Source organism: Okeania sp. KiyG1, assembly GCF_014132355.1.
In the GTDB taxonomy this organism is placed as follows: domain Bacteria; phylum Cyanobacteriota; class Cyanobacteriia; order Cyanobacteriales; family Microcoleaceae; genus Okeania.
Genome location: NZ_BLZO01000130.1, coordinates 1 through 12,285 on the forward strand (window position 1 = coordinate 1; position 12,285 = coordinate 12,285).

10 protein-coding genes are annotated in these 12,285 nt (G+C 34.7%); 5 read left to right on the top strand and 5 right to left on the bottom strand.

The window, feature by feature from the left end; translation table 11 throughout:
• The coding region (locus SAGCYANO_RS30965; protein WP_202223585.1) for a heme A synthase at positions 1 to 740 on the top strand (740 nt) is incomplete at its 5' end.
• Positions 741 to 1,133: 393 nt separating this feature from the next.
• Complete coding sequence (locus tag SAGCYANO_RS30970; protein WP_202223586.1) at positions 1,134 to 2,120, top strand: heme o synthase; 987 nt, start codon at positions 1,134 to 1,136, stop codon at positions 2,118 to 2,120.
• A 248-nt stretch (positions 2,121 to 2,368) separates the two neighbouring features.
• Here the strand turns inward: SAGCYANO_RS30970 and SAGCYANO_RS30975 are convergent, their stop codons facing one another.
• The 4 genes from SAGCYANO_RS30975 to SAGCYANO_RS30990 form a co-directional block, all read right to left on the bottom strand.
• Complete coding sequence (locus SAGCYANO_RS30975) at positions 2,369 to 2,701, bottom strand: DUF5615 family PIN-like protein (RefSeq protein ID WP_202223587.1); 333 nt, start codon at positions 2,699 to 2,701, stop codon at positions 2,369 to 2,371.
• A complete protein-coding gene (locus SAGCYANO_RS30980) occupies positions 2,698 to 2,922 on the bottom strand; it encodes a DUF433 domain-containing protein (protein ID WP_202223588.1) in 225 nt (74 codons plus the stop codon). The genes SAGCYANO_RS30975 and SAGCYANO_RS30980 overlap by 4 nt, the downstream gene beginning before the upstream one ends.
• Before the next feature lie 197 nt (positions 2,923 to 3,119).
• Complete coding sequence (locus SAGCYANO_RS30985) at positions 3,120 to 3,602, bottom strand: Uma2 family endonuclease (RefSeq protein WP_237396873.1); 483 nt, start codon at positions 3,600 to 3,602, stop codon at positions 3,120 to 3,122.
• Positions 3,603 to 3,707: 105 nt separating this feature from the next.
• Complete coding sequence (locus SAGCYANO_RS30990; protein WP_202223589.1) at positions 3,708 to 4,946, bottom strand: RNA-guided endonuclease TnpB family protein; 1,239 nt, start codon at positions 4,944 to 4,946, stop codon at positions 3,708 to 3,710.
• A 386-nt stretch (positions 4,947 to 5,332) separates the two neighbouring features.
• Between SAGCYANO_RS30990 and SAGCYANO_RS30995 the strand changes: the two genes are divergently transcribed.
• From SAGCYANO_RS30995 to SAGCYANO_RS31005, 3 genes are all read left to right on the top strand, one after another.
• Positions 5,333 to 6,604 (top strand): ATP-binding protein, encoded by a 1,272-nt coding sequence (locus SAGCYANO_RS30995; protein ID WP_202223590.1) that lies wholly within the window; start codon positions 5,333 to 5,335, stop codon positions 6,602 to 6,604.
• A 92-nt stretch (positions 6,605 to 6,696) separates the two neighbouring features.
• Positions 6,697 to 7,944 carry a hypothetical protein gene (locus SAGCYANO_RS31000; protein WP_202223591.1) on the top strand — a complete coding sequence of 416 codons (1,248 nt, stop codon included), beginning with the start codon at positions 6,697 to 6,699 and terminating at the stop codon, positions 7,942 to 7,944.
• Positions 7,945 to 8,199: 255 nt separating this feature from the next.
• Positions 8,200 to 10,185 (top strand): ATP-binding protein, encoded by a 1,986-nt coding sequence (locus tag SAGCYANO_RS31005; protein ID WP_202223592.1) that lies wholly within the window; start codon positions 8,200 to 8,202, stop codon positions 10,183 to 10,185.
• Positions 10,186 to 10,191: 6 nt separating this feature from the next.
• On the opposite strand, the gene SAGCYANO_RS31010 is transcribed toward SAGCYANO_RS31005, so the two are convergent.
• Positions 10,192 to 11,859, bottom strand: coding sequence for an ammonium transporter (locus SAGCYANO_RS31010; protein WP_202223593.1), 1,668 nt, complete (start codon positions 11,857 to 11,859; stop codon positions 10,192 to 10,194).
• Positions 11,860 to 12,285 lie beyond the last annotated feature (426 nt).

Here is a 12,285-nt window from a genome sequence, read left to right on the forward strand (position 1 = left end):
ATGGTAAATTAGTACCAATGGCACAGATGAATCTGCAAGTGTTTTTAGAGTGGTTTCATCGACTAGATGCAAGTTTAATCGGCTTTGGCGCGATCGCTCTCATGGGTTTATCATGGTGGCATAGACAAGAATTGCCTGGTTGGCTACCTTGGGCATCGACTTTTGCTCTAGGACTAATAGTTTTTCAAGGCGTACTCGGTGGATTAACTGTTACAGAACTGTTACGTTTTGATATTGTCACCGCTCACCTGGGTACTGCTTTGCTGTATTTTATGACTCTATTAGTTATAGGTATATCAATGATGCCATACACAGGTACGGGTAATGTTGGTAAACTACCTTGGGTAGGATTAACTGCTGCAATTTTAGTTTACTTACAAAGTTTACTCGGTGGGTTAGTTGCTTCTCAGTGGGCACTGCATCAATGTTTTGGAGTGGCGGAACTTTGTCAAATAATGAATAGTCATATTGCTGGCGTTGTTCCTCCGACTTTAGCAACATTAGCATTGGTAGTAATGGCGTGGCGCACCTCTGCCTTACATCCGCTGCTGCGAAATTTAGCAAACTGGGCTGGTTTATTAGTATTAGCTCAGATAGGTTTGGGGGTTATGACCTTCCGGTTACGTCTGCAAATTGAGTTATTAACCGTATCTCACCAAGCTGTAGGAGCAGCTTTATTAGGAGTTCTAGTTGCATTTACTGTTATTGCTTTACGCGATCGACAAGTTGCAAAGGCTTAATTGTTAGCAAATATACAGCAATATACCCCTCTTTTGTGAGTTATTAGAATAGAAAGGTTAGTTATCTTTAGAGCGATCAAAAAATTTTTGTTTCTAGTGTTGCTCTAGCCCTATCTATCTTATTGCTCGAACCCTACTACGAAGCTCTAATTACAACACTATCAGCTATAGGTGAGGTAGACATCTAGCGGGCAAGATGCCCGCACTACAAGAATTTTGAGGTACTGATAACTGATAACTGATAACTGATAACTGAAATTACCCGGACTAAATTTTTCAAACTGGCTAACATCAAAAATTAACTGGCACTAATATCCGTTTTTATCTGCCCATAAACTTTAGACCACGGAAAAAAAAATCAGTTAAAACAGAAAATTAACAAACTAAGAATCTATGCAAGAAGTTATTTCTCATCGTCTTCCACGACGCCATGATAATATCCTACAAGTAGCTAAAAGCTATTATCAACTAACAAAACCTAGAATTATTCTACTGCTACTGATTACAACAGCAGCCGGAATGTGGTTGGGAGCAAAAGGAGAAGTCTCTCCCCTTCTACTATTCGTGACATTAATAGGTGGTGCATTAGCTTCTGGTGCAGCTAACACTATAAACTGCATCTACGACAGCGATATTGACTATATTATGGAACGCACTCGCTGGCGTCCTATTCCCTCTGGTAGAGTCAAACCCCGCGATGCTTTAATTTTTGCATTCACTCTAGCAGCTACATCATTTACTTTGCTCACAGTATTTGCTAATTTACTAGCTGCACTGTTGGCAATGTCTGGAATAGTTTTCTACGTTGGTATTTACACCCACTGGTTAAAACGTCATAGCGTACAAAATATTGTAATTGGCGGTGCTGCTGGTGCTATTCCTCCATTAGTGGGTTGGGCTGCTGTTACAGGTGAATTGAGTTGGGCAGCTTGGTTACTTTTTGCAATTATTGTTATTTGGACTCCCCCTCATTTCTGGGCTTTGGCAATATATATTCGCGATGAATACAAGGAAGTTGGCGTGCCAATGTTACCTGTAATTGAAGGAAATGAGGAAACGGCTAAACAAATTTGGGTTTATAGTCTGATTTTGATTCCGATGACGTTGTTGTTGGTTTATCCATTGCACACGAGTGGAGCGCTTTATGCAGTATTAGCAACTCTCCTCGGTGGAGTTTTTATCCAGAAAGCTTGGCTATTATTAAAAGAACCTTCTAATAGAGATGTGGCGCGATCGCTCTTTAAGTATTCCATCTACTACATGATGTTGTTGTGTTTAGTAATGGTGATTGACAGTTTACCTTTTACTCGTGGAATTACTACTGCTGTTGCGGATAATTTTCAGACTTTGATTAGTAGTGCGATGGCAGTTTTATCCTAGTGTCCTAGTGTTAATTAAACAATAAAATCTTGTTTGAGGTAGGCATTTGGCCTGCCTTTTTGTTTGACAATTTGTAGTTTGACAAATGACAAACATTATGGTATATAGAAAATTAATAAGGATAGACGATTTCTCACAACCCTTATTTTCTTGGTAGTCCTGTAGATGTAGTGATATTGATAAGTAAAATCTTTTCACAGTAAGGGATAAAAATGCAAAAATCACTACTTGTACACTGCTATCTCCTTTTAATATATAACTAAAACTGAATTACTGGCATCTTGACTCAAAGCTACGATATCATCATATCGAGAACGTAAAAGTATCTCAATTTGAGATGTTGTGCAATTTCCCACCCTAATCCAGATTAACTTAGGTGGAAAACCAAGCAAAATTACCAAATCATAAAAATCAGCATCTTTAGTGACAATAATATATTGATGATCGCGAGCATATTGCCAAACATCTTGATCCCTAGCTTGGTCTAATCCTAAAAAATAAAGATGATTAGAATGTGGATAAATATCAGCTAAACGCGAAACTAAACGAGGCGATAAATTATGGTCGAATAAAAGTTTCATTTGGGTACTATTAAAGTTTGTTGTTCCCGTTCAGCAGCATAGCGAAGACAAGCTAAAATATCCTGTTTTGTTAAATAGGGAAAATCTTCTAATAATTCTTCATAAGTCATCCCCCCAGCTAGATAGGAAAGTACATCGTAGACAGTTATTCTCATACCTCGAATACAAGGTTTTCCACTACGTTTTCCTGGCTCGATAGTAATAATATTTTGTTCTGACATATTTAGTTGATAGATTTAGTTGATTAAATTATTATTGTAGAGTCCATATTTATCTACAGGTTTTGTAACCATTCACGAAACTCACGAAGTAAAGCATTTTCCCCTTTTTCCCCTCGTCTAGTGAGAAAGTTTTAAATAACTGATTTAGATAAAATTGGCAAAACATTTGACTGTTCTTGCTCCTGATAACTCCCATTTTACAAACAATAAATAAATAAATTTTTCCCATCAAATCTCCATATTTCTCTGATACCTAAAGCAGCATAAATTGTTAAACGGTCTAAGGAACTGCTGGTAATATCAATCTCAATTGCTAGGTCTGGAGGTGGATCTATATTAAAGTCAAATTTAATTTGACCTCGTACTAATGCCTCATTAGTGATGTAATAACATTCATCTGGTTCAATTCCTTTTTGCAAATCTTCTCGACTTAACGTTGTCGAACCAATACTTGATATTTCTAATCCTAATACTTCTGTAGTTGTTTGTACCAGTCGCCCTAAAAAACCTTTATTAATTTCATGTTCTGGTAAGGGAGTCATAATTTCTAATGCACCTTGGTCGTAGGTCAATTTTTTACTAGGATTTTCTGCTAAATCTAACAATAATGCTTGATAAGTTTCCCATCTGACTCCAGTTAATACTGTTCTGTTTTCTAGTTTAAATAAAGTTTTAGTCATGGTATTAGACCAAATTGAATTTTTGTAAGTGCAGAAAGTTTGCCACGGAGCGTTCGTTATTGTGAAGTTCTCTCCCGTTAAATCGAAGATTATAACGGGAGCTTCTCAAACCAAAGAAGTTTCTTGTTTCACGGGCTGACCAATGTCTAAGCCTCCACAAGCAGACAAGATGATACCCACCTCGTTTAACGCTTTATTTAATATATTAATTGCAGCATTCTCGTCCCTGTCTAAAACTGTTTTACATTTAGGACAAGAGTGAGTTCTAACTGATAAAGTTTTAGATACTTTTTGACCACAATTGCTACAATTTTGTGATGTACTGTGAGGGTTAACTTTAATGACATGAACGCCGCGTTTTACCGCTACTGCATTCAATTTTTCTATAAAAGTACCCCAGGCTACATCATAAATTGATTTTGATAGTTTCGTGTTTGTTGCTAAACCTCTAATATTTAGGTTTTCAACTGCAATCATGTCATATTGTTTAACTAATTTATGAGCAGTCTTATAGTGGAAATCTTCTCTTTGCCTGGGAATATGTTGATGTAATCTAGCTATTTTGTTTTGTGCCTTTTTCCAGTTGTTAGACCCTATTTCTTTTCTAGATACTTTTCTTTGCTTTCTTGCTAAATTCGATTGAGACTTTCTATAGAATTTAGGTACAGAAACAGTCTCACCAGTATTAGTAGTTAAAAATTCTTTTAAGCCTACATCAATGCCTACAGCAGTCTTGATATTTTCTGTAGAAATTAAACTAGGTACTGACTTATCTTCTAAACTAAAACTTACATAATAACCGTCAGCTTTTTTGGTTATAGTTGCAGTTTTGATCGCAAACCCATCTGGAATTGGTCTATGAACTATTACTGGAATAGCACCAAATCTCGTAGTAATTATTTGTTTTCCATCAAATTTAATTACTGCTTTGGAATGATTAACTCTACTAAAACACAATGACCTTAACTTCCCTGATTTTTTAAATCTTGGCCTTCCTCCACGTTTACCAGAGCGATCGGGTATTAGCCAACGTTTCCAAGCTTTATCTAGTCTTTGTAAGTTAATTTGCTGGACTTCTGAATATATTTCTTTGTAGTCAGGAAATAACTGTTTTGTCTGTTTAAGTGCTGATTGTTGAAAATAATAATCTGGTCTACTAGAAATTTCACCAATAGGACATGAAATTAATGAACAACTGTCAACTTGACACCTAGTTCTATTCAACCAGTCTAAACGTTGACCAAGAGCATAATTCCAATGTCTTCGTAATAGTTCTAGCCAATAATCTATTTTGACTGACTGTTCACAGGTGGGCTTAATTTTGTAGCAATGAGTAATTATCATAATTTTATACTACTCTTTAGCGCTAGATTTGAACAGCAATCGACACCTGTTTCATTTACCACCAAGCAATTTCCCTCCCGTTAAATCGTAGATTATAGCGAGAGACCTCTTGCCGAATCAAGTTGGGAGATATCAATTTCAGAACTATGGCCACCAATATTTGATGAGTCAGAGTAATATTAAATTTCAAAAAAGGATAATACTTGTAAATCTGTGATTCCTGTCTGCTGCCCGAAACTTGAAAACTATCATCAAAATTCAACCTTTTTCATCCCTTTTTCAGATACTTTGATTTTTTGGCTTTTTCCCGGTTAAGTGTTCCCTATTCTCTTCTGATATAATTAAGAATTATAGTAAAGTTAAAAGTAAAATAATTTATCTAAATTATGCAATCAGCTAAATTCTGTCCTACTGAACCTGTTCCTTCAGAAAAGTTTGTCGGGAGAACATCAGAACTATACACAATTTTTGACCAAATTCACGATCGCGGTCATGTTGCTATTTCTGGTAGTTTTGGCATAGGTAAAACATCTTTACTTAAATATATAAAATCACCTAATTATTGGGAAGAGTGGGAAGAGAAAGAATTAAATTTTTCAAAAGCTTTGATTGTTTACCACAACTGTGAGATTTCATTGACACCACAGAGTTTTTGGCAAGAAGTGTTAAAAGAGTTAAAAAATGAAGCTCAAGGTGATGAAGATTTACAGAGCAAAATTGATGATGTATTAAAATTAGAAACAATAGAAGTAAGAGACATACGACAGATTCTTAGAGAGATTGGGAAAAGAGATAAATTTTTATTGTTACTATTAGACGACTATCATAGAATAGTTGGTACACAAGAAGACTATACTAATAACCTAAAAAAACCTAAAGAAATGCAGACATTTTTAAGTGGGTTGCGGGATATAGCAGTTCATAGTACAGAAGGTAAATATTTCTCGACAGTTGTTGCTGCGTTCCAAAAATTGGATGAGTTAGGACCAGAGATTCCTCGTGGTGGCTCTCCTTGGTATAATCATTACATATATGTAGATTTAAAACCTTTTACTCAGGATGATATTGATAATTATTTTTTTAACCCTGCGAATGAGAATTTTTTCATTTCAATTCCTGACAGTATTCAGAAGGAAAAAGTGTTAGAAATGACTGGTGGATATCCTATATTACTTCAACACGCAGGTCGTACATTTTCTAAATTGAAGAGAGATTCGGAGCTAGATATTGATGTTGATATTTTTAAAGCAGAATTTAAAGAACAAACTGAAAAGATATTGAAAGATATATGGAGAGATTTGACTGCGGATGAACAAAATCTTTTACTGTTGATTGTAATTGATAATTCAGAAGGAGAGGTGAGTGGAAAGCGTTATTCTGCTGATAATAAAGATAAAGTATTTGAGAGAAATAGGTATAAACTGAAAATTTTACAGCAAAAAGGTCTGATCTATAAGAACCCAGACCAGGAAAAATATAATTTTTCTTCTTCTTTAATGCAAGATTTAATTGTTCAAAAGTTGTTTGATGAAAAGATTTCCGACCCTCGGGAAGAGAAAATATTGTTTGAAAAATTTGGGATAAAGTTTACTGAGAAACAAGCAAAGATAGTTAAAAAAATGCACCGTTTTTTGTGCAAATTGGAAAAAATATTTTGAAAATGATACCAGTAATTAACCTTTCAAATAAGTCAGAAGAAAAAGAATAGTAAATACCTAATCATATTTAGTTCTTAAAGATGAAAAATTCAATGACTTTGATTAAAAATCCTTACACTATTGGTCGCCCAGTTTATGCTCCAGAATACTTATTTGGACGAGAAACAATTGTAAGTTTTATTCAAGAGCAACTTACTTCTAGGGCAAAGGTAACTGTATTACATGGGCAAAGACGTATTGGTATAACTTCGTGCATAAATTATATTTCTCGGTCTGTTAGTGTAGATGGATTTATGTTTGTTCCACTTTCTCTAGAAGGTAAATATCATAATTCTTTGGATGAAATATTGTATGACTTTGCTAGGGATATAGTTGATTGGTTGGGAATATCTAGAAGCACGATAACTATTCCTAGTCAGGAAGATATAAAAGCAAAGCCACGACGATTTACTAGAATTTTTTTTAAACAGATTTACAATAGGTTAGAGGGGAAAAATATAGTTCTACTCCTAGATGAGTTTGATGTTCTGTGGGACGATAGTTGTAGTGAAATTAATCCGTTTATCAAATTCTTAACTTCAATAATTAATAGAGAGAAAAAATTATTTATTGTTCTGTTTTTAGGAAGACGAGGAAATAGTCTGGAATTTATCGGTAATTTATTTGGTGGAAAAGTATCTCACGAAGAATTAGGATTACTTAATAAGTCTGATACTGAAAATTTAATTACTGAGGTTGCTGAGGGAATTCTTGAATATAAACCTGAAGCAATTGAAAAAATTTGGGAATTAGCAGGCGGACATCCTTACTATACTCAACTACTATGTTTTAGTTTATTTCAGCAAGCTAGAAATCTAGACCGATGGAATGTAACTCGACAGGATATAGAGGGGATTATAGATGAATCTTTAGAAAAAGGTGAGGCTGCTTTTTTATCTACTATAGAAGTTTTATCTGCTAGGCAAAAATTAATTCTATATGCAGTAGCTGAAGCTCAAAAAGAGGCTACAAAATCCTCTAAATCAAATATCGTTAATCCATTAGTGATATTAGAAAGACATCATGGAAAGCTTACCAAAAAAATGAAAGAAGAATTAACTAAAGCAGCAGAACATTTAGTTGATTTGAAATTTTTGCAACAAATAGGAGAACAAAAATTAGGAAAAAACGTAACCCCTATCTATAAAGTAAAAATTGAATTATTTCGACTTTGGTTATTACATAAACTTTCATTAGAAACAGAAATAGAGAAAGTCAACGAATTATTTCCTCAAAAGTCTTTTTTCGGCAAAATATGGAATATTAGCCTTGGAAGATGGATGCGACCGCATAATGATTAAACAACCAGAAATATCCAACTAATGAGGTTATAATCATGGTGTAGTTTAATTATAAACCCGATAAAAGTGGCATTTTTATACAGGATAAGATAATGTTTACCATTTAATCTATGTCCTTGAAATGCTATCTATTACTCAAAAAAGTGGGAGGAATGAAGGGTTTTCTGTCAGGATAAATCATCTATAGCTTTAATCTTCTATTTCATGCTTATTTTGCTAATGGTCTATAAAATTATATAGAAATTTTTATTTTAAATGAATACAAGCCATAATAAACGCAAAGCAAGTCCTTATATTTTTGGCAAGCCAATTTTAAAACAAGAACAGCTATATGGAAGAGAGCAAGATATTAAACAAATAAAATCTAATTTAATACACAATAAAAAAATAACTTTGTTAGAAGTACAAAGACGTATCGGTAAAACTTCATTGCTCAAATGTTTACCTCAAAATATGAATGAATCTGAAGGTAAATTTAAGTTTGTTCATTTTTCATTTCAAGGCAAGCAAAAATATCCAATTCCCACAATATTAGATTACCTTGCTGAGGAGATTATTGAAGACATTTATGGAATTCCTGAACAAGAAAAAAAAGTAGCAAATAGTCTAGATACTTTTTTTGGGAAATTTTTACCAAAGATTATTAATCAATATTTGTCAGATGAAAAACTGGTTTTTCTCATAGATGAATTTGACATTTTAGGAGAAGATGAAGAAACATATTCTCAAGGAAAAGGAAAAGACTTATTTGATAAATTAGAAAAAGCTATTGAGCAAGAAAATAGACTCTTTGCTGTCCTAGTTTTTGGGAAGCCAGTAAAAAAAATAACCTATCTGGAAAGTTTCTGTAAACAAAACCCAAAATCAATCATAACAGTTACAGAACTGGATAAGAAGAGTACAAAAAAACTAATTACTGAACTAGCTAAAGGAACACTAGAGTATGAACAAGAGGCTATTGAGGCTATTTGGAGACTCTTAAAAGGGCATCCTTCTTTAACGCAACTGCTATGCAAATCTATTTTTGAACTTTGCCATCCCCGAAACATAAAAATAGTAAATCCTAACCATGTAAGCTTAAGTCAAGAGAAAGTAATAGAAGGGGGAAGAGGGGTATTAAAAGGCTTTCTACAACCTTTGAGTGAAGCTGAAAAGTTATTTTTTCGTGCAGTAGCAGAAGCTCAAAAAAGAGGCATCGTAGACCCACTAAAGATTATAAAACCAACTGAAGAAATACCAATATCGGCTTTAATGCAAGCGGGAAAAGATTTAGTGGAATATGGCTTTTTAGAAGAAGATAAAACAGGCTATAAAATCAAAGTTGAATTAGTCCGAGTTTGGCTGTTAGACAATTATCCTTTATCTGATGAGGAAAGACTACCAATACAGGAAATTTATCAAGCAAATCAAAATATAACTGAAACAAACAACAATGGCAGAATGCCTACTCAAAATGGAAACAATAATTCTCAAGGACCTAATCAAATTTATAAGTTTTTCTCTTTATTGTTAGTACCTGGAATTTTCATTACTCTTATTGTCATATTTATCATGAGAGCTACAGAACCTCCTCCTATATGTAATGATTTACCAAAGGAAATAAATAGCAAAATAGCATCAGGAACTTCAGAAGAGCAATTAGAAACCATAAATAAATTTAGACAGGGGGAAAGTTTGAATCAGCAATGCCCTAATTTCGATGAAATTGAGGGAAAATTTTATGAATTACTTCACAAGTATGGGGAGGAAAAAGTGAATGATAAAAAATTTGATGCAGGTATAAAAACCTTGTGTTCTATTCCCGATAAATATGCAAAAAAAACTCAAATCAAACAAGATATAAACAAGTTAATTGCACCAAATAGTAGCTTTTCTATAGAACAAAAAAGAAAGTTGATTAATGAAATTTTGGAACAAGAGAAAGCAGGAAATAAATGCCCTGCCTATTCACTTGAGGATGAAACAGACAAAAAAAATTTTATCCAGAAATTAAAGCCAATAGATAAGTTTTATGAGGAAGAAGCAAAAAAACAAATCAGCAACAATAATTACCAAGAAGCTGTTAAGTTATATTGTAAAATATCAGAGCATTATCTTCAACTTCCTCAGATTAAACAACAACTAGAAAACTGGTCTAAAGATGAATTTGAGATGCTTATATTGCGCCAAGACAGAGAAAAGATAATCAGTACACTTAAGAAAATCGGTAAAGATAATTGTCCAGCATATCCAGATATTTAGTTAAAATTACTCATCTCTAGGATTTTTAGGATTTTTAGGATTTACCCAGAAACCATCACTCCCCTCTTTTTCTTGTTCAGGTGTTACTCTGATTCCTTGTCTAGCTATCCTATGAACTTTTGCCAAAAAATTTCCTTTTTTAGATAGCTCTCTGGAATTGCCAATAATCATATCAAAACTATATAAAATTCCCCCAATAATTACCCAGACTATCCAACTGAGAACAAAAACAACAGTAAAAACAATTAACCATCCTAATATTTGATTCCCTAGTTGCCGTAAAACATTATCATTCTTCTGATATACTTCAGTACCTTGAAGACTCAAAGATACTGCTAAAGTACCCCAGCATCCGCAAAAAAGATGAACGGGAATAGCTCCTACTGGATCGTCAATTTTCCATAACCTTAATAGTAAGCTACCTAAAGTAACAATGAATCCACTAACAGCACCTATGAGAATAGCAATAGGAACATCAATATAAGCAGAAGAAGCAGTTACTCCAACTAAACCACCTAAAATACCGTTAATCAACGATAAAAGTTCGGGTTTTCCTGTTTCTGGATTTTTTTCAAATGTTTGAGACCATAAAGCAGTTATAGGAGTAGATAGTATGGCAACTATACCACCCGTTGCTGCGGACATTATAGTTACTATAATGATATGACCGACATCTTGTAGCTCCCGTGCAGAACCACCATTAAAACCCAACCAACCTAACCAAAGTATGAAACATCCAAGGGTAGCAGATGTTAAATCGCTTGGGTAAGTAAAATAGTTTTGCTGTTCAAACTCAGAAGGCAACTTTTCCCGTGCTACACTACGATCTAAATCTTCATGGGGGTCATATCCAAAGCGATTCCATCTTGGTTTAAGTAGAATAGCACCAGCTAAAGCAGCAGTTCCTCCCACAGTATGAACAACAGTAGACCCTGCGAAGTCTTTAAAATTTAATGCTTGTCTGAGCACACCATATTTTGACCATACCCAATGACCAGTAATAGGATATAAAAATCCTACTAAAATAAAACTAAACCAGAAAAATGCCCAAAAACTAATCCTTTCTGCTACTGCTCCAGAAACAATAGTAGCTGCGGTGGCAGCAAATGCTAATTGAAAAAAAAACAGAGATGCTATAGAGCGATTTTTCCATTCGCTCTGCAAACAAGAAAATCCTTCTTCAGGAAAACCTAGTGGATTATCTTTTTTTGGCAGTAGAATAAATTGTGACTTTTGCTCAGACTCATTATATTCAGTTCCTGGAGAAAAATGCCCCCAATAAGTTACTATTTTCTGTTCATTTTGATTAACATTTTCTCCACAAGAATGATATTGATTATCCCCAAACATTAAACCAAAACCAAAAAACCAAAAAGCGATCGCTGCCACACAAAAAACAATTAAGTTTTTCGCTAAGACATTAATAGAGTTATTCTTGCGACATAAACCAGCTTCCAAGAGAGCAAAACCAGCATTCATAAAAAATACTAGAGCACCTGCTAATAACAGCCAGATATTATCTACCGCAGCAAAACTATTGGCACTATCAACACCATTAGCTAAAGCTCTTTGGCCACTTATCAAAACTACAATAGTTGCCAAAAATAAACAGAGATACCTAAAACGAGAGAACCAGTTTTTATCTTTCATTTCATTTATAAGTTTGCTACGCATACTGAAAAGTCTCCTAGATCGGAACTATTAGGACTTACGCACTGACAATAGATATAGGGTTTTGGTGTGTTAGTGTTAGTGCGGGGGCGGGTTCACCAGCTTTTGGGTAAAACCATTAACTTAACTTGGTGCGGGGGCGGGTTCACCAGCTTTTGGGTAAAACCATTAACTTAACTTGGTGCGGGGGCGGGTTCACCAGCTTTTGGGTAAAACCATTAACTTAACTTGGTGCGGGGGCGGGTTCACCAGCTTTTGGGTAAAACCATTAACTTAACTTGGTGCGGGGGCGGGTTCACCAGCTTTTGGGTAAAACCATTAACTTAACGCGGAACCCGCCCCTACCGCGGAACCCGCCCCTACCGCGGAACCCGCCCCTACCGCGGAACCCGCCCCCTACCGCGGAACCCGCCCCTACTGGCGTAACAC

Coding starts and splice junctions, on each gene's coding strand:
- SAGCYANO_RS30970 (WP_202223586.1), top strand. CDS start 1,134: ATGCAAGAAGTTATTTCTCATCGTCTTCCACGACGCCATGATAATATC.
- SAGCYANO_RS30975 (WP_202223587.1), bottom strand. CDS start 2,701: ATGAAACTTTTATTCGACCATAATTTATCGCCTCGTTTAGTTTCGCGT.
- SAGCYANO_RS30980 (WP_202223588.1), bottom strand. CDS start 2,922: ATGTCAGAACAAAATATTATTACTATCGAGCCAGGAAAACGTAGTGGA.
- SAGCYANO_RS30990 (WP_202223589.1), bottom strand. CDS start 4,946: ATGATAATTACTCATTGCTACAAAATTAAGCCCACCTGTGAACAGTCA.
- SAGCYANO_RS31000 (WP_202223591.1), top strand. CDS start 6,697: ATGACTTTGATTAAAAATCCTTACACTATTGGTCGCCCAGTTTATGCT.
- SAGCYANO_RS30995 (WP_202223590.1), top strand. CDS start 5,333: ATGCAATCAGCTAAATTCTGTCCTACTGAACCTGTTCCTTCAGAAAAG.
- SAGCYANO_RS30985 (WP_237396873.1), bottom strand. CDS start 3,602: ATGACTAAAACTTTATTTAAACTAGAAAACAGAACAGTATTAACTGGA.
- SAGCYANO_RS31005 (WP_202223592.1), top strand. CDS start 8,200: ATGAATACAAGCCATAATAAACGCAAAGCAAGTCCTTATATTTTTGGC.
- SAGCYANO_RS31010 (WP_202223593.1), bottom strand. CDS start 11,859: ATGCGTAGCAAACTTATAAATGAAATGAAAGATAAAAACTGGTTCTCT.